Genomic DNA, 17,534 nt, shown 5'->3' with positions numbered 1-17,534 from the left:
ACGAGCGGAAACAAAAAACGGCAGGCCAGCGGCCTGCCGTTTCCACATCGGCGCCCTGCTCCGTCAGGCCGGGCGCGGGCGCAGCGGCAGCACGTTCGGGGCGCGCCGCAACAGCACGCGCGTCTCTTTCCACGCGGTGTCGGCCAGCGGCGATCCCCACACCAGTTCGTGCAGCCGGGACAGCGCGAACGGATCGCCAAGCAGCACATGCTTCTGGGCCGGCGAGAGCGAGCCGGGGCCGTTGGTCAGCGCGTGCTGCACCAGCGACGCGTGCTGCAGGCGCGCCGGCTCGGGCTGGATCGTGCGCGCGGTACCGGTGGCGCACATCAGCGCATTGGTCACCGGGTCCACCACGGCATCGACGAAACCCGGCGTCGGCTGGGCGTTCTCCACGTGCTGCTGCGTCTCGACGATCTCGCGCGGGACGATGGTCTCTTCCGGGATCATGAACAGGCCGGCCCGGCGCGCCGCACGGCCCAGCGAGACCCGCGAGAGCATGACCGACAGCGGGATCGACAGCGCCAGCGAGCCCACGATCGGCAGCAGCCACCAGATGAACCCCGGGCTCAGCCAGTAGACGCCGGCGCCCCAGACCAGGCCCAGCGCCGTGTGCCAGCCGTGGCGGCGGAAAGCCTCGCCCCAGTGCGTCTCGGCGTCCTCGCGCGGCGGCGATTTCCACGAGATGCCCCAGCCGCTGTAGGCGGCGATCACGAACTTCGTATGGAACAGCATGCGCGTGGGCGCCAGCAGCGCCGACAGCGCCATCTCGATCAGCATGCTGAGGAACAGCCGCACCGGCCCGCCGTATTGCTTCGCGTCCTTCATCAGCAGGATCACGCTGAACAGCTTGGGCAGGAACAGCAGCGTGGCGGTGGCCGAGAACAGCGCCAGCGCCTTCTCCGGATGCCACTCGGGCCAGGTCGGGAACAGCTGGTACGGCCGGGTGAAGTACTCGGGCGGCACCAGCGCGTGCTTGGCCAGCGCGGCCGTGGATAGCAGCAGGAACAGGAACCAGAGCGGCGCCGAGACATAGGCCATGATGCCGGTCAGGAACACGGCGCGGTGCACCGCGTGGAAGCCCTGCTTCATCCACAGCCGGAAGTTCATCAGGTTGCCCTGGCACCAGCGGCGGTCGCGCTTGACCTCGTCGAGCAGGTTCGGCGGAAGTTCCTCGAACGAACCCGGCAGGTCGTAGGCGATCCACACGCCCCACCCCGCCCGGCGCATCATCGCGGCCTCGACAAAGTCATGCGAGAGGATTTCGCCCGAGAGCGGCCCCTTGCCCGGCAGCGGCGCCAGCCCGCAGTGCTCCATGAACGGTTTCACGCGGATGATGGCGTTGTGGCCCCAGTAGTGCGATTCGCCCAGTTGCCAGTAGTGCAGCCCGGCCGTAAACAGCGGGCCGTACACGCGCGTGGAGAACTGCTGCACGCGGGCATAGAGCGTATCGCGCCCCACGGCCAGCGGCGCGGTCTGGATGATGCCGGCGCCCGGATTGGCTTCCATCAGGCGCGTCAGCGTGGCCAGGCAGTCGCCGCTCATCACGCTGTCGGCGTCGAGCACGATCATGTAGCGATACTTGCTGCCCCAGCGGCGGCAGAAGTCGGCCACGTTGCCGGTCTTGCGCTTCACGCGGTGGCGGCGCCAGCGGTAGAACACGCGGCCAAACCCGCCCACGGCGCGGCACAGCTCCATCCAGGCATCGTGCTCGGCGGTGCGCAGGTCGGGGTTGCCGCTGTCGGACAGCACGAAGAAATCGAAATGCTGGAGTTCGCCGGTGCGTTCGAGCGATTCGTACGTGGCCCGCAGGCCCGCGAACACGCGCGTCACGTCCTCGTTGGCGATCGGCATGATGATCGCCGTGCGCGCGGAGGGGTCAATCGGGGCGTCGGACGCCGCCGAGCGCGAGATCAGGTGCCGGTCGCCGCCCTTGGCCAGCACCAGGAAGCCCATCATCGCCGTCCAGAAGCCGGCCGACACCCACGCGAACAGCACCGCGAACAGCGTGAGAATGGCTACTTCGAGCGGATCGGCGCCGTGGTACGGCAGCACGTTCGACATCGCGTAGGTGGCCATGATGGTCTGCACCACCACCAGCACCAGCAGCACCCAGCGCCGGTGCGAGCCGGCCGGGTGCCACTTGCCCTCGGCGTCGGGGCCATCGTGCAGCGTATCCCAGGTCTCCGGCACCGGCGCGCGGCCGGTCAGCTTGCGCCAGCCGTTGCGGATGCCGCCCCAGACGATGTGGGGCGGCCACTGGCGCGGCACCATCGACGCGCGCTCGGGCTCGGGGCCGGTATGCACCCTGACCGTGCCGTCGTCGTGCTTTTCGAGCAGCGGTTCGCCGTCGATCTGCGGGTTGCCATAAGCCATCGAGAAACGACGGCTGACCGAAGCGTAGGTGGTCCCACCGGGGGTACTGCGTGCATCCAAATCGGTAGCTTCCTTGTCCTTCGGGTCGCGGCCAGCCAGCCGCGCCTGCAATTCCATCATGGCCGATGGCACTTCGATGCCTTCGGCGGGCACGGTGGAGATCACCGGCTTCGGGGTATCGGCCAGCAGTTCGCCGCGCTGTTCGGGCGAGACCGGCAAGCGATCGACATAGCGCTCGCATGCGGCCGCCGCCTGGGCGGGGCGCTGCTTCAGCCTGGAGGTAAGATGTAGCTCCATGTCTCGGATAGGGTTGTATTGCCGTTGCGAAGGTAGCCGCGCAACTCAACCGGCTTGCTCTCGTCCTTGCGCCGCATGAACATCGTCATGCGCCAGCCACCCGTGGCCTCATTGCGCTGAACTATTGTTTTCAGCAGCTCGCCGTTGGCGTCCGCGGACACCACCGGATCGAGCCTGACCTCTTCGCCCAGCTTCTTGAACGCCGGGCCTTCGAAATCCACCACCAGCGAGAAGCTGGTGTCATCCTGCTTGCGCGTGAGGCCCTGGCCCCGGCGCGTCTGCGTGACCCACGACAGCGGCGGCAGGTTCTCGCCGTCCTTCTGCCACTTGAGCCGGTACTCGTAGTCGAACGCCTGCTTCGGCTTGGGCGGGTTGTCCGGCACCCAGAACGCCACGATGTTGTCGTTGGTCTCGTCCGGCGTGGGAATCTGCACCAGTTCCACGCGGCCGGCGCCCCAGTTGCCCTTCGGTTCCACCCACGCGCTCGGCCGGCGCTCGTACCACGAGCCGATCTCCTGGTAGTTGTCGAAGCTGCGGTCGCGCTGCATCAGCCCGTAGCCCTGCGGATTCGTGGCGCCGAACGACGTCACCAGCAGCCGCTTGGGATTGACCAGCGGACGCCAGATCCACTCGCCGGTGCCCAGTTGCACGGACAGGCCGTCCGAGTCGTGCACTTCGGGACGGAAATCGGCCTGCGCCGACGGCTGGTTCTCGCCGAACAGGTACATGCTGGTCAGCGGCGCCAGGCCGAGCTTGGTCACGTGCTCGCGCAGGAACAGGCGCGACTTCACTTCCATCACGGTCTCGTTGCCGGGCTTGATGACGAAACGGTAGGCGCCGCTGATGCGGCGCGAATCCATCAGTGCATAGATCGTCAGTTGCTTGTCGTTGGCCGACGGGCGCTCGATCCAGTATTCGACGAAACGCGGAAACTCCTCGCCCGAATTGAGCGCCGTATCCACCGCCACGCCCCGCGCCGACAGGCCGTACCACTGGTCCTTGCCGAGCGCGCGGAAATAGCTCGCGCCGAGGAACGAAGCGAGTTCGTCCTTGCGCTTGCCCTGGTTCAGCGGGTACATCAGCCGGAAGCCAGCGAAGCCCAGCCCCTTGAGCTTGGCCGGGTCTACCTTGTGCGAGCCGTAGTTGAACGCGGCCGGATCGAAGCGGAATTCGCGCACGCTGTTGCCGACCACCTCGTTGATCCGCACCGGCTGGTCGAAGACCATGCCTTCATGGAAGAACGAGATCTCGAACGGCAACCGCGTGCCGCGCCACGCAAAGCGCTCGGGCTTGTACTCGATCTCGCGGTAGCGGTCGTACGACAGCTCCTTGAGTTCGCGCGGCAGCTCCTGCGCCTTGGCCGGCTTGTAGGGGGCCGCCGAAAGCTGGCGCGCCCGCGCGGCCACCGTTTCGAAGTCGAAAGCGTGCGCGGTCAGTGCCATCACGGCCAGCATGCCGCCGCCGATCCATCGGGCCAGCCCTCCCACTCTGCCGGGCGTACCACGCGCGGGCGCGGTCGTCGGGCGATGGGCGGGATGGAGCGACGTGGGATGTGCGGTCATGAAGGCCGGTGATCGGGTTAGCGGGGAAACAGGCGGCCGGAAGATGCGGCCGCGCCGGGATGCGTCAGGAAACTTCAACGATTGAGTACAGCGAACACAGCAAAAGGCGGACCAGCCTGCACTGCACCACGGGCTCCGATGGGAATCCGCGTTGGCCGGAACAGGACATTGCCGCCGATGCTTGTCGGGATTGTTGCAATGCGATGCGGAACCATAACAATTCGCGCCTTAAAAGTCACGTTTCGACGCCGCAACGTTTGCAACAAAATGTCTCACCAGTGGGGTGAAAGCCGCTCCCCGTATGACTTCGGAGGCTGAAGTCAAGCATAGGTCATGCGCGCGTGGATCGGCAGCTCGACCGGCGCCGGCACGGCTTGTGCGCTGGAATTCACCACACGGCAGATTCGGCGCTTACAATCGCCTCGCCCCCTTTCGTTCTCTTACCAGTCAAAGGAATCGCCATGTCCGTTCGCCGACCCCGTCGCCTTGCCATCGTAGCCAGCCTTGCCGGCGCCCTGCTGGTCGCCGCCTCACCGTCCGCGTTCGCCTATTTCGAGAATTACCTGTCCGGCAGCATCGTCGGCACGCTCAACCAGAAGGAAGCCGCCTCGCTGCAGAAATCGGTGCGCCAGGCGCTGGTGGATACCGAGGACAACAAGATCGTGGAATGGCATTACCCGGCGCAGGGGCGCCGCCAGGCCGTCGATGGCACGATCAGCCCGGTCGAGACCCGCGAGGACAAGGGCCAGCAGTGCCGCCGGCTGAAGTCGGACCTCAAGCGCGGCAGCGCCACCGAGGCGTGGTCGGGCTGGTTCTGCAAGCAGTCGAATGGCACCTGGAAGGCCCGCCACGTCGGCGAGTGACCCCCGGCGGGCTGATGGGATGGCCTAGTGGCAGAACTTCGCCATGAGGTCGCCCGCCAGCGTGCCCGAGGCGGCCGGCAGCGGCATGCCAGCCTGCGGACCCCGGATCGTGTAGAGCGATTCGCCGCGTGCGTAGCGCTTGTTGTAGAGCGTCTGCTCGATGACCGCGTACATTGACGTGGCGCAATTGAGCACCATGCGTTTGAGCGAGGAACGGATGGTGTCGCCGCTGGCGGTCTTGATGACGCCGGGCGGTGCATTGTGGACCAGCGCCACGCCCACCTCGGTGCCCCGGCGACGGACCGACGCCTGGTCGAGATACGAGATCATGCCGTTGGCGCCCATCAGCGGCAGCCAACGCTGCGGATCGGGTGCGGAGGGATCGGGCGAAGCCAGCAGGACGCAGCCGTCGCGCGGTGCGCCACGGAAGATCGTGCCGCCGTTCGGGCCCTTGCACTGGTACAGCGCGCCCGCCGCCACCGGGCGGATCGCGCCGTTATTGACAGGCGCCGCGCCGCTGGATTCGGCGTGGGCAGCCAGACTGAAACACGCGCCGACGAGCAGGGTCGCGCGTGCGAGGATGCGGAGAAACATCGGGAAACCCTCGTAAGGACGGGAAAAAGAGCCCGAATTTTCGCACAGCATCCCCGCCCCGCGACACCCCGGCAAGCATGAAAACCCGCCCCGGCGCCTGAAACCGCGTGTTTTCCGGGGCGTTTCCGGCCTTCGCTTGCGCGGGATCAGTCTTGTCGCCGGCCCCGCCGCTCAGCCATGCAGCTCGCGCCAGGCCACCAGATCGGCAATGGTCAGCACCGGCAACTGGTACCGCTCGGCGAAGACCAGTGCCTCGGCGCGGCGCGCCATCGTGCCATCCTCGTTCATCAACTCGCACAGCACCGCCGAGGGGGAAAGCCCGGCCATGCGCGCCAGTTCGACCGAGCCTTCGGTATGGCCGCGCCGCTGCAGAACGCCGCCATCGACGGCCACCAGCGGGAACACATGGCCGGGGCTGACCACGGCGTCGGTGCCGGCGCCATCGGCAATGGCCGCGCGGATCGTCGTGATGCGATCCGCCGCGCTGACACCGGTAGACACCCCTTCGCGCGCCTCGATCGAGACCGTGAAGGCCGTGCCGTACTGGCTGCGGTTGTGCTCCACCATCGGGCGCAGGCCCAGTTCGCGCACCTTGGCGGCGGTCAGGCACAGGCAGACGATGCCGCTGCATTCGCGGATCATCATGGCCATGTTGGCCTGCGTCAGCCGCTCGGCGGCAAGGATCAGGTCGGCCTCGTTCTCGCGGTCGTCGTCGTCGAGCAGCACGACCGGACGGCCTTCGCGCATGGCGTCGAGCGCCTGCGCGATACGTTCGGCGAGCGGACGCGCGTCGCCATCGAGCGAAAGATCGGAAACCGGGGTCTTGGTAAGAGTCAGCATTGGTGAAACGCTCCGTGCAAAACAAAGTTGAGGGCGTTTCAGGGGAACGATCAAGCGGAAGCCGCACGGCGGGCGGGCGCACGCGCGACGTGTGCCCCGGCCAACAGCCGGAGACAACGCCGCGCGCGCACGGGCCAGCCATGCGGATTCCGCCCATCTTCTTTCATCCGGACTATGACCGTCGGCCCTGGCCTCTCACCAGGTCTGCTGACCCCGCACGGGAATGCGGGCGCTCGCGGGCTCGCGGCAGCGCTGTCTTGCGACTGCTGCCACATACCGCCGGTGGGGACTTTCACCCCGCCCTGAAGACGTAACGATGCCGCCGGAAGCCATGCAGGATGCCTTCCGCGGCGGCCCGGCGATAGTAGCACGACTGTGCTTTTATGACAGCGTCGTCATGTTGGCGGCCAGTGTTTCGAAAACCTGCCGGGTCGGGTCATCGGCGGGGTAGAAGCACTCGATGCGCAGTTCCTGCAGCGTGACGTCCTGCGGAATGCCGAGCGTGGTCAGCGTGGAGAACATCGAGATCCGCACCTCTCCCATCCGGAGGGTGACCGGCAGCACGGGCGGCGGCGCCGATTCGGCCGGGTCGTCATCGACGAGCAACTCCCCGCCTGCATCGACCAGATCGGGGTGCCAGGCCGCGATCTGCGCCAGGATCGTGCGGGCCGTCTGGTCGTGGGCCTGCCCCTGCAACTCCTGCGTCACGCGCCGCAGCAGGTAGCGGCCCACCTGCCGTGCGTTCTCGATCAGCGGCCAGAGGCCATCCGGATCGAACACGGCCAGCATCAGGTTCAGCCTGCCGTCCTGCCCCGCCGCCGTCCGCTCCGCCGGCAGCCTCGCCAGGAGCTGCCGGTATGCCTGGTTCGCATCGACCAGATTCCAGAACCGGTCGAGCACCACGGCCGGATAGGGCTCCTGCTTCGACAGAATCAGGCCGATGGCCTGGCGCACCATCTGCAGCGGGGGCGAACCCAGCGCGTGCTCGCTGTAGGCCGGCGCGAAGCCGCTGGCCAGCAGCAGCCGGTTACGCTGCCGCAGCGGCACGGCCAGCCGCTCGGCGAGCGCCAGCACCATTTCGCGGCTGGGACGGGCGCGCCCCGACTCCAGGAAGCTGATATGGCGCTGCGACACCCCGGCCACCTGCGACAGCGCCAGTTGGCTGTAGCCGCGCCTGCCGCGCCAGTAGCGCAGCAGTCCGGGGAAGTCGATGGCCGTTTCGGAATTGGGCGTGAGCGTTTGCATGGCAGCCATTACAGCACGGCGAAGGACGCGCCGCGACTACCCGGCAGGTAATGGGGGCAATTCCCTGCCCCCCTTCCCCACCCCGTCAGGCGCCGGAAAGATTCCGGGCGCCTTTCAGAATCGTCGCATATCGATTGCGGGGCCCCGGGCCTAGCATGGACCTTCCGCTCCACAACGTCCGAAGACCAACTGCCCATGATCCGCACCCTCGCCAACAAGACCACTGCCGCCGTGTTCTGCGGCCATTTCGTCTATACGCTGCCGATCCCGATCCAGCAGGCGGCGCGCCGCAAGCTCGACATGCTCGACGCCGCGGCCTCCCTGACCGACCTGCTGGCTTCGCCGGCCAACGGGCTGGAGCCGATGCGCGGCCGCCACCGTGGCCGCTGGCACGTGCGGATCGATCCGGACTGGCACGTCTGCTTTCGCTACCTCAACGAAGGGGCCTGGAACGTTGAAATCGCCCCGTGCGAGGAGGACCAATGATGCCGATCCCGCGCGAAGACCTGTGCCATCTCGATTTCAGCCCCATCGCCACGGGCGAGGCGATCTGGCCCGTGCCCGCCGGCACCATCCTGTTGCGCGAGTTCATGCAGCCGAACGGGCTCGGTCCCCGCGCGCTGGCGGTGGCGCTGCGGGTGCCACTGCCCCGCATCGAGGGCATCGTGTCGGGCGGGCGGCCAGTCTCGCCCGAGACGGCCCTGCGGCTGGCACGCTTTTTCGGGACATCGGCGGAATTCTGGTCAGCCCTCGACGGCAATTACTCGCTGCGCATGGCGCGCTTGCGGGCCGGGCAAGCCATTGCCGAAGACGTGAAACCGCTGACGGCATGATTCCTGCATCGCCCTCCGGTGTGCCGTATGAGGCACAGCACGCATGCGGCGTCACATTGCCGGTGGTATGCTCTGATTTTTCAATTCCCGCGCGCACAGGGCGCGCATCCTGATGGAAATTGCCATACTGCTGGCACTCATTCTGCTGAACGGCCTGTTCGCCATGTCTGAAATCGCGCTTGTCACGGCCCGCCGGGCCCGGCTGCAGCGCCTGATCGAAGACGGCGACCGCGGTGCGATGGAGGCCGTCAAGCTTGGCGAGGACCCCACCCGCTTCCTGTCCACGGTGCAGATCGGCATTACGTCGATCGGCGTGCTGAACGGCGTGGTCGGTGAATCCGCCCTGGCTTCGCCGCTCGGCGTCTGGCTGCAGGGCTTTGGCATTCCCGCCACCACGGCGGGCTACACGGCCACGGCCATTGTGGTGGCCGGCCTGACCTATTTCTCGATCGTGCTCGGCGAACTGGTGCCCAAGCGCCTGGGCCAGATGGCTCCCGAGAAGATCGCGCGCCTGGTGGCGCGTCCGATCGCGATCCTGGCCGTGGCCTCCACGCCGTTCGTCAAGCTGCTTTCCGGCTCCACGCGCCTCGTGCTGCGCCTGCTCGGCGTGAAGATGGACCGCGCCCCGGTGGTGACCGAGGAAGAAATCCATGCGCTGCTGGTGGAAGGCTCGGAAGCGGGTGTGATCGAGCGCCACGAGCACACGATGGTGCGCAACGTGTTCCGGCTCGACGACCGCCAGATCGCCTCGCTGATGGTGCCGCGCGGCGATGTGGTCTACCTCGACATGGAATCGACCGAAGAAGAGAACCTGCGCCGCATCGAGGAATCCGATCATTCCCGGTTCCCGGTGGTGCGTGGCGGCATGCACGACATCCTTGGCGTGGTCAGCGCCCGCCAGTTGCTGGCGCGCCGCCTGCGCGGCGAGAAGGCCGACCTGACCGCCGTGCTGCAGGCGGCGGTATTCGTGCCCGAGAGCGTCACGGGCATGGAACTGCTTGAAAACTTCCGCTCGTCGGGCGGCCAGATCGCGTTCGTGATCGACGAATACGGCGAAGTGCTGGGCCTGGTGACGCTGCAGGACCTGATCGAGGCCATCACCGGGGAGTTCAAGACCGAGACGGCCGGCGAGGAATGGGCGGTCCAGCGCGACGACGGCTCGTGGCTGCTCGACGGCCTGATCCCGATCCACGAACTGAAGGACCGCGTGGGACTGCGCGCGGTGCCCGAGGAGTCCAAGGAGCGCTATCACACGCTGTCGGGCATGCTGCTGTTGCTGCTGGGCCGGCTGCCGACGACCGCCGACTCCGTGCAATGGGAGGACTGGAAGTTCGAGATCATCGACATGGACGGCAAGCGGATCGACAAGGTCCTGGCATCCCGGGTGCCGCCCGAGGATGGCCCCGAGGCGGAAACCACGGGCTGAGGCCCCCCCGCCACCCCGATTCCACCGCAAGGCGGGCGCAACAGGCGCCCGCCTTTTTCTTTGGCGCGCGCGTTTATCGCGTTTCGGCGGCCGTGGTCAAGCCGGCGAACTGGCCGTCAGCACCACCGTTGCGGGAAATCAAATACCGGTGAGACGTGCCGCGCACGCCGGCATCGTAGTTTTCCGAATTCCGCCGAGGCTGCCTTATGATCTGGCTATCAACAGAGCGGAGGCGCCACCAGAGCGCCCCGTACGTCGCTTAAACGGGAATGCAGTCCGGTTTCGCCGGCCGCTTCGACACGCATGAACGCGCTGCCAGCAACGATCGACCATGGACCCTGACACCAACGACCTCCCGGACACGGGCGGCGGGGGTGGCCAGAGCCAATCCGCCGACGCGCCCGACCGGGCGCTCCAGCCGGCCGCCTTCCTCGCCGCGCTGGAGGCGCATCGCGCGCAGTTTGGCCCATCCGCCTCGCTGGCCGTGGTCGTCATCCGGCTCGACCGCTTCGCCCATGCCTGCGACACCGTGGGCGCGCGGCGAGCGCACGGGCTCCGCGCACAGGTCAAGTCCCGCGTTGCCAGCGTGGCAGCCATGCCGGTGGCCATGCACTGGCTCGGCCCGGCCGATCTCGGGCTGGCCTGCCTGCTGCCCGAGGGCGCCAAGCCGTCTCTGGCGCTGAGCCAGGCCATTGCCGGAGTGGTTGCCCGGCCCTACCTCGTGGAAGGTTTCGAGGTCTTCCTGTCTTGCAGCATCGGCTCGGCCATCGACGACCCCGACACGGGCGCCGAACGCCATTTGCAACGCGCCTTCGACGCCATGCTGCGCGTCAACAAGCGCGGCGGTGACGGCATCCACACCGCGGTGCGGCCCGCCACGCCGCGCCTGGCCACACTGCTGGCCGCGCTGCCGGGCGCCATCGGGCGCGGCGAGATGAGCCTGCAGTTGCAACCCCGCGCCTCGCTGGTGTCGGGAGACATTACGGCCTACACGGCGCGGCTGCGCTGGCAGCATCCGGTGCTGGGCCGGGTGGCGCCGCAGGATTTCCTGCCCGCCGCCGAGGCGCTCGGGCTCATGAACGAGATGGGTGGCTGGACGTTGCTGCAACTGCTCGACGTGATCGAATCCTCCGGAGCGCTCGGGCCGCTGCAGTTCACGCTGCTGGCCACCAGTTCGCAGTTGCAGGCCGACGACACCATCTGCATGCTGCGGCGCGCCATCGAAGCGCGTGGCCTGCCGCCGGGGCAGATCTGCGTGGAGGTGCCGGTCGATATCCTGCCGGACGCCAGCACGACCCATGACAAGGTTCGCCGCCTGCGCGAAGGCGGCATCGGCCTGGCGCTGGCCGATTTCACCGACACCGACGCCAGCCGCCATGGGCTGGACCTGACGCGGCCCGACATGGTGATGCTGGACGTGCGCCACCTTGGCAGTACCAACCTGAGCCAGGCCATGGCCGCCAGCCTGCGGGCCGCCTGCTGCTGGGCGAAGCAGCGCGGCGTGGCGGTCTGCGCCAAGGGCGTGGAAACGCAGGCGCAGTTGGAGGCGGTACGCGCCTGGGGATGCGACAGCGTGCAGGGCTACCTGCTGGCCCAGCCGTTCCCGGCCATGTGGCTGGCGCAGACCCACATGGCCGTGGCCGAGCGCGCGCGGCGCATGCTGGCCCCCTGAGGCTTGCCACCACAGACCGGAACGCCGCGTCTGTCAGCCATTTTCGTATTTACACATTGGCACACATCATGCATCGACAGCGGGTGGGGCGACGCTAAAATGTGCCCACTTCCTACTATCCCTGAAAGGAGCCGCTGATGAAGAAAGGATGGATCTGGTGCGTACTCGTTGCCACGATGCTGGCAGGTTGCAACACGATGTCCGGCCTTGGCCAGGACGTGCAGAAGGGTGGCCAGAAGCTGGAAAACTCGGCCGAGAAGTCGAAGTAAGCCGCGACGCAGTCTGTTCGCTGTGCTGAAGCAAGCAAGGGCGCCACTGGCGCCCTTTCTCATTGCCCTGACCGCGCGTCAATCGTGGCCGGATTGTAGTTTTTACTTTTCCGTTCGGCGCTGCGCGGCAGAAAGATCACACACGGCGCAGTTGCGCTGCCTCCTCCGCGAGCTTGCGGATGCGGCCCCAGTCCTTCGCCGCCACGGCGTCCTTGGGCACGACCCACGAACCGCCCACGCACACGACATTGGGCAGCGCCAGGTAGGTGGACGCCTTGGCCAGGTCGATGCCGCCGGTCGGGCAGAACTTCAGTTGCGAGAGCGGCCCGAACAGCGATTTCAGCATCGGCACGCCGCCCGCCGCCTCGGCCGGGAAGAACTTCAGGAACGAGAAGCCCGCTTCAAGCGCGTACATGGCCTCGCTGGCCGTTGCCACGCCCGGCAGCAGCGAGATGCCGGCGCCCTGCGCGCCCTCGGCCAGCTTCTGCGTCAGGCCCGGCGACACGGCAAACTGCGCGCCCACGTCGCGCACCGCATGCAGTTGCTCCACGCTCAGCACGGTGCCGGCACCGACCACGGCCTGCGGCAGCGCACGGGCCACGGCCTCCATGGCCTGCAGCGCAACCGGTGTGCGCAGCGTGATTTCGAGCATCGGCAGGCCGCCGGCGACCAGCGCCTCGCTGACGTGCAGCGCCTCGTCCACCGAGTGGAATTCCAGCACCGGAATCACCGGTACGTTGGTCAGGCGGGCAAGCAGCGGAGAAGGTTGAGTTTGCATGACAGTATTCTTGGGTTGGATGGTCCGACCGCGCAAAATTGGCGATTCGACGATGCGATCTTTCGGTCAGGCAATCACGGAGATGTTTTGTTCCAGCCGGGCCAGTACGGTTTCGGCATGCGGGATCGGCGCCACGGCGCCGTAGCCCGTGGTCGACAATGCCGCCGCCACGTTGGCATAGCGCGCCGCCTCGAACGGATCGGCACCGGCGGCGAGCCTCGCGATGAAGCTGCCGCCGAAGCAGTCGCCCGCGCCCGTAGCGTCGAGCGGCCTGACCGGATACGGCGCCACCAGCGCCCGCGATTCCGGCGTGGCCACGTAGCTGCCCTCCTCGCCCAGTTTCAGCGCGATGACCTGCACGCCGCAGGCCAGCAGGTGGTCCACGATGGCATCGCGGTCGTCGAGGCCGGTCAGCACGGTGATGTCATCCCAGCTCGGCAGGCAGACATCGGTCAGCGCGAACGCCTCGCGCATGATGCCGCGCGCCCGGGCCAGCGACCAGAGCCGCAGCCGCAGATTGGTATCGAGCGAAACCTGCACGCCCGCCTTGCGCGCGTGCTCCATCGCCGCCAGCCCCGCATCGCAGGCGCTGGTGCTGATGGCCAGGCTGATGCCGGACAGGTGCAGGTAGCGCGCCTGGCCGATGGCCGCCAGCGGCAATTGGTCGTGGTGATAGCGGCTCGCCGCCGAGCCCGCGCGCAGGTAGTCGAAACGGTGGCCGTGGCTGTCGTGCGAGACGAAGTAGACGCCGGTCGGGGCGGTGGCGTCCTGGTGCACGTGGCGCGTATCGACGCGCTCGTGCGTCCACAGCGCCAGCAGGCGTTCGCCGAAGCTGTCGCTGCCCACCGCGCCGATGAAGCCGGTGCTGGCGCCCTGGCGCGCGGCCGCAATCGCAAAGTTGGAGGTATCGCCGCCAAAGCCCTGCAGGTAGCGCGTGGGGTCGTCGGGCTGCTGGTTGAACTCCACCAGCGGTTCGCCATAGGCAAGGATGTCGATGCTCATGTCGCGGCCACTCCCGGTCAGAAGAAGGTCTGCACGATGTCGATGACGCGCAACTGGCCATCCAGCACGGGGATGTGGCGCCACTTGTCGAACGTCAGGCAGGGGTGCGAAATGTCGAACGCAATCATATCGCCGACGCGAATATCGTCGCCGGCCTGGATTTCCAGATACGCGTGCTGGTCCATCATGCCGGTCACCTTCCAGTGCGCGGCAGACGCCGCCGGCGCCTCGGACCCGGGCCGGTAGAGCTGCGCGGGCACGGGCATGCCGGCGTCGAACGCCGCGTCGCGCTTGCCCAGCCCGATGATGGCGCGGGTCGGCTCCGGAATCGACTGCACGTAGGCCCAGAGTTGCAGCGCGGGCAGCAAACCCTCGCGCATCTTCTGCGCCACCGGATTGCTGCTCAGGATACGCTCCTGCGCCGCGCGGTAGATACCCACGTCGTGCGTGAGGTAGCAGCCCGGACGCAACACGATGTCGATCGGCGCGCCGATCTCGGTGCGCGCGAATTCCTCCGCCACCACGTCGTACCAGGCCGAACCGGCGCCAGACATCACCACCGGGCTGCGGCCGAAGCGGCCAGCGGCCGCCAGCTCGCGCGTGACCGCCACGGTGCGCTGCAGGAAGGCGCGGATATCGGCCTCCTGTGCCAGCACGCCCTCATAGACTTCCACCCCCGCCAGCACCAGCGTATCGGGCCAGCGCGCCAGCGCGGCAAGTACCTCGGCCTGCTGCGCGGCGTCACGCACGCCGGTGCGGCCGCCCTCCACGCCCAGTTCCAGCAGCACCTGCAGGGTCTGGCCGCGCGCCTGGAAGAAGGCGCCGAGCTGGTCGGTCAGCGCGGCGGAATCGACCAGCGTAAAGAATTCGAAGCCGGGATCACGTAGCAGATCGGCCACGATTTCCATGTTGCGGCGGCCCACGAGCTGGTTGGCCATCAGCACGCGCTGCACGCCATGCGCGGCGGCGGCGGCCGTCTGCTGGGCCGTGGCCAGCGTGATGCCCCACGCGCCCTCGGCAAGCTGGCGCTGGAACAGCTTCGGCGCCATCGTGGTCTTGCCATGCGGCGCAAGCTGCACGCCGTAGGCACCCATGAAGTTGCGCATCCACGACAGGTTGTGTGTCAGGCGCTCTTCGTACAGCACGGCGGCCGGCAGGCTCAGTTCTTCGGCCAACAGATTCCAGCTCGGCGCGGCGGCGTCCGAGGGGGCCAGCGGCGCCTCCATGCGGCCCAGCGCCTTGTTCAGCGGATCGATCATTCCGGTCTGGTACTTTATTTCACGCATCGCAGACATCACCCTGTCAAAATTCGATTGACGTAATCATAGCCTTGAAACTACGATATTTCACCCTTGTTATAAAGTAACACGCGATACCGGCCCAAGCCGGTCAGACGCCGCCGCCCACCCATGACCGCCTCCTTCGACATCCTGACCCGCATCGCCGAGCGCGGCCCCGCGCTGCGTCTGGCCGAGCAGAAGGTGGCGCAGGTGATTCTTGAGGATCTGGCCGGCGCGGCCGCCGCGAGCATCAACGAACTGGCCCGCAAGGCCGCCGTGAGTGAAGCCAGCGTCACGCGTTTTGCCAAGGCGATTGGCTGCCGCGACGTACGCGACCTCAAGCTGCGCCTGGCCCAGGCCACCGCCGTGGGCACGCGCTTCCTGGCACCCGCACCGGCGCTGACGGAAACCGACAGCCCCGCCACGCTGACCGACCGCATCCACACGGATGTGCTGACCACGCTGGAAGTGAACCGCAAGCTGATCGACCCGGCCCGGATCGATCAGGCGGCGCGCCTGTTGCTGGGCGCGCGCATGGTCTACGCTTTCGGCATGGGCGGCGGGTCCACTTTCATGGCCGACGAGGCGCGCTACCGGCTGGCGCGGCTGGGCCAGCCCGTGGCGACCTATCAGGATGCGCTGCTGCAGAAGATGGTGGCGGCCACGCTGACGCGCGACGACGTGGTGCTGGCGTTCTCGGCCAGCGGCAACGTGCCCGAGATGCTGGCCAGTTGCGATATCGCACGCGAATACGGTGCCCGGCTGATTGCCGTGACGGCGCTGGGCTCGCCGCTGGCCGCGCGCGCCGACGTGCTGCTGCCGGTGCGCGCGCTCGAAACCGACTTCATCTTCAAGCCGTCGGCCTCGCGCTACGCCATGCTGCTGGTCATGGACGTGCTGGCTACCCAGTGCGCGCTGCTCCAGCAGGAGCAGAGCAAGGAGAAGCTGCGCCGCCTCAAATACGTGCTCGACGTCCATCGCGGCGTCAGCCAGGACAGCGACGGCCCCGACAGCCGCCAGCCGCTCGGAGACTGACATGCCCCACCTGTTCGATACCCTGATCCGCAACGTGCTGCTGCTGGACGGCTCCGGTGCCGCCGGCCGCATGGCCGATGTGGCGCTGCGCGACGGCCGCATCGCCCGCATCGACGAAGCTGGCGCGATCGACCCTGATACCGCCTCGCACGTCGTGGAGGGCCACGGCCTCGTACTTTCGCCAGGTTTCATCGACGTCCACACGCACGACGACACCAACGTGGTCCGCGAACCGGCCATGACGCCGAAGATCTCGCAGGGCGTCACCACGGTGATCGTCGGCAACTGCGGCATCAGCGCCGCGCCGGTGACGCTGCCCGGCGATCCGCCCGACCCGATGAACCTGCTGGGCCGGGCCGAGGCGTTTCAATACCCCGACTTCCGCACCTATGTCGATGCCGTCAACGCCGCGCAGCCCTCGGTGAACGTGGCCGCGCTGGTGGGCCACACGGCGCTGCGCAGCAACCATATGGACCGCTTCGACCGCGCCGCCACGGCCGACGAGATCGCCGCGATGCGCGGGCAGCTCGAAGAGGCGCTGGCAAACGGCGCGCTGGGCCTGTCCACGGGCCTCGCCTATGCCAATGCGTTCAGCGCGACCACCGACGAAGTGCTGGCACTGGCCGAGCCGCTCGCCGATGCCGGCGCGCTCTATGCCACCCACTTGCGCAGCGAGTTCGCCGAGATCCTCGACGCCATGGACGAGGCATACCGCATCGGACGCCATGCGCGCGTACCCGTGGTGATCTCGCACCTGAAATGCGCGGGCGTGCCGAACTGGGGCCGCAGCGGTCAGGTGCTGCAATCGCTCGAAGCCGCGCAGCGCTGGCAGCCGGTGGGCTGCGACTGCTATCCGTACACGGCCAGTTCGTCGACGCTCGACCTCAAGCAGGTGACCAGCGATTTCGACATCCAGGTGACGTGGTCCGAAGCCCATCCCGATCAGGGCGGACGCCTGCTGGCCGATATCGCCACGGACTGGAACGTGGACCTGCTGGAAGCCGCGCGCCGCCTGCAGCCGGCCGGCGCGGTCTACCACTGCATGGAAGATGCCGATGTGGACCGCATCCTGAGCCACCCGGCCACCGTGGTGGGCTCCGACGGCCTGCCCAATGACCCCCTGCCCCACCCGCGCCTGTGGGGCGCCTTTCCGCGCGTGCTGGGGCACTACGCGCGCGACCGCGAGCTGTTTCCGCTGGCCGTGGCAGTCAACAAGATGACGGGCCTGTCCGCCGAGCGCTTCGGATTGACCGAACGCGGCTTCGTGCGCGAAGGCTACTGGGCGGACCTCGTGCTGTTCGACGCGGCCACCATCCGCGACGCCGCCAGCTTCACCGACCCGATGCAGCCGGCCGAAGGCATCGCCGCCGTCTGGGTCAATGGCGAACTGACCTGGCAGCACCGCGCGGCCACCGGCGTGCGCGCCGGGCGCTTCCTGCCGCGCGGCGCCCACCAACCTTGAATA

Annotated in this window: 16 protein-coding genes and 1 riboswitch; of the genes, 8 read left to right on the top strand and 8 right to left on the bottom strand. The window is 67.7% G+C overall.

From position 1 onward, the window contains the following. Nucleotides 1-63: 63 nt before the first annotated feature. The gene (mdoH, locus tag EV147_RS22245) at nt 64-2,670 is read right to left on the bottom strand and encodes a glucans biosynthesis glucosyltransferase MdoH (RefSeq protein WP_130393384.1); all 2,607 of its coding nucleotides are present in this window, start codon (nt 2,668-2,670) and stop codon (nt 64-66) included. Then, the gene (locus EV147_RS22240; protein ID WP_407923272.1) at nt 2,643-4,232 is read right to left on the bottom strand and encodes a glucan biosynthesis protein G; all 1,590 of its coding nucleotides are present in this window, start codon (nt 4,230-4,232) and stop codon (nt 2,643-2,645) included. The genes mdoH and EV147_RS22240 overlap by 28 nt, the downstream gene beginning before the upstream one ends. Before the next feature lie 461 nt (nt 4,233-4,693). On the opposite strand from EV147_RS22240, the gene EV147_RS22235 reads away from it, so the two are divergent. Continuing rightward, nucleotides 4,694-5,095, top strand: coding sequence for an RT0821/Lpp0805 family surface protein (locus EV147_RS22235; RefSeq protein WP_130393383.1), 402 nt, complete (start codon nt 4,694-4,696; stop codon nt 5,093-5,095). A gap of 24 nt (nt 5,096-5,119) precedes the next feature. Here EV147_RS22235 and EV147_RS22230 read toward each other — a convergent pair whose 3' ends face one another. The 3 genes from EV147_RS22230 to EV147_RS22220 form a co-directional block, all read right to left on the bottom strand. Then, nucleotides 5,120-5,689, bottom strand: a complete 570-nt coding sequence (locus tag EV147_RS22230) for a surface-adhesin E family protein (RefSeq protein WP_130393382.1) — start codon at nt 5,687-5,689, stop codon at nt 5,120-5,122. A gap of 171 nt (nt 5,690-5,860) precedes the next feature. Next, entirely contained in the window at nt 5,861-6,529 is a 669-nt protein-coding gene (ribB, locus tag EV147_RS22225; RefSeq protein ID WP_130393381.1) for a 3,4-dihydroxy-2-butanone-4-phosphate synthase, read from the bottom strand. Between the two features lie 151 nt (nt 6,530-6,680). Further along, nucleotides 6,681-6,843: riboswitch (FMN riboswitch) on the bottom strand. Nucleotides 6,844-6,910: 67 nt separating this feature from the next. Next, nucleotides 6,911-7,774: a helix-turn-helix domain-containing protein gene (locus EV147_RS22220; RefSeq protein ID WP_130393499.1), complete on the bottom strand. Its 864-nt coding sequence runs from the start codon at nt 7,772-7,774 to the stop codon at nt 6,911-6,913. A 195-nt stretch (nt 7,775-7,969) separates the two neighbouring features. On the opposite strand from EV147_RS22220, the gene EV147_RS22215 reads away from it, so the two are divergent. From EV147_RS22215 to EV147_RS22195, 5 genes are all read left to right on the top strand, one after another. Next, the gene (locus EV147_RS22215; protein WP_130393380.1) at nt 7,970-8,260 is read left to right on the top strand and encodes a type II toxin-antitoxin system RelE/ParE family toxin; all 291 of its coding nucleotides are present in this window, start codon (nt 7,970-7,972) and stop codon (nt 8,258-8,260) included. After that, entirely contained in the window at nt 8,257-8,607 is a 351-nt protein-coding gene (locus EV147_RS22210) for a HigA family addiction module antitoxin (protein ID WP_235844922.1), read from the top strand. Before EV147_RS22215 ends, EV147_RS22210 begins: the two co-directional genes overlap by 4 nt. A gap of 112 nt (nt 8,608-8,719) precedes the next feature. After that, complete coding sequence (locus EV147_RS22205; RefSeq protein ID WP_130393379.1) at nt 8,720-10,033, top strand: hemolysin family protein; 1,314 nt, start codon at nt 8,720-8,722, stop codon at nt 10,031-10,033. A 331-nt stretch (nt 10,034-10,364) separates the two neighbouring features. Beyond that, nucleotides 10,365-11,705 (top strand): EAL domain-containing protein, encoded by a 1,341-nt coding sequence (locus EV147_RS22200; RefSeq protein ID WP_130393378.1) that lies wholly within the window; start codon nt 10,365-10,367, stop codon nt 11,703-11,705. A gap of 137 nt (nt 11,706-11,842) precedes the next feature. Further along, entirely contained in the window at nt 11,843-11,974 is a 132-nt protein-coding gene (locus tag EV147_RS22195; RefSeq protein WP_130393377.1) for an entericidin A/B family lipoprotein, read from the top strand. Between the two features lie 136 nt (nt 11,975-12,110). On the opposite strand, the gene eda is transcribed toward EV147_RS22195, so the two are convergent. The 3 genes from eda to EV147_RS22180 form a co-directional block, all read right to left on the bottom strand. Continuing rightward, nucleotides 12,111-12,752: a bifunctional 4-hydroxy-2-oxoglutarate aldolase/2-dehydro-3-deoxy-phosphogluconate aldolase gene (gene eda, locus EV147_RS22190; protein WP_130393376.1), complete on the bottom strand. Its 642-nt coding sequence runs from the start codon at nt 12,750-12,752 to the stop codon at nt 12,111-12,113. 66 nt (nt 12,753-12,818) lie between these two features. Continuing rightward, on the bottom strand, nt 12,819-13,754 hold the full coding sequence (locus EV147_RS22185; RefSeq protein ID WP_130393375.1) for a sugar kinase: 936 nt from the start codon (nt 13,752-13,754) through the stop codon (nt 12,819-12,821). A 17-nt stretch (nt 13,755-13,771) separates the two neighbouring features. Next, complete coding sequence (locus EV147_RS22180) at nt 13,772-15,040, bottom strand: amino acid deaminase (protein ID WP_130393374.1); 1,269 nt, start codon at nt 15,038-15,040, stop codon at nt 13,772-13,774. 123 nt (nt 15,041-15,163) lie between these two features. On the opposite strand from EV147_RS22180, the gene EV147_RS22175 reads away from it, so the two are divergent. After that, the gene (locus EV147_RS22175; protein ID WP_130393373.1) at nt 15,164-16,069 is read left to right on the top strand and encodes a MurR/RpiR family transcriptional regulator; all 906 of its coding nucleotides are present in this window, start codon (nt 15,164-15,166) and stop codon (nt 16,067-16,069) included. Nucleotide 16,070: 1 nt separating this feature from the next. After that, nucleotides 16,071-17,531: an N-acyl-D-amino-acid deacylase family protein gene (locus EV147_RS22170; protein WP_130393372.1), complete on the top strand. Its 1,461-nt coding sequence runs from the start codon at nt 16,071-16,073 to the stop codon at nt 17,529-17,531. Nucleotides 17,532-17,534 lie beyond the last annotated feature (3 nt).

It is taken from the genome of Cupriavidus agavae, assembly GCF_004217045.1.
Classification (GTDB): Bacteria; Pseudomonadota; Gammaproteobacteria; order Burkholderiales; family Burkholderiaceae; genus Cupriavidus; species Cupriavidus agavae.
This window is presented reverse-complemented; position numbering and strand designations above follow the sequence as displayed.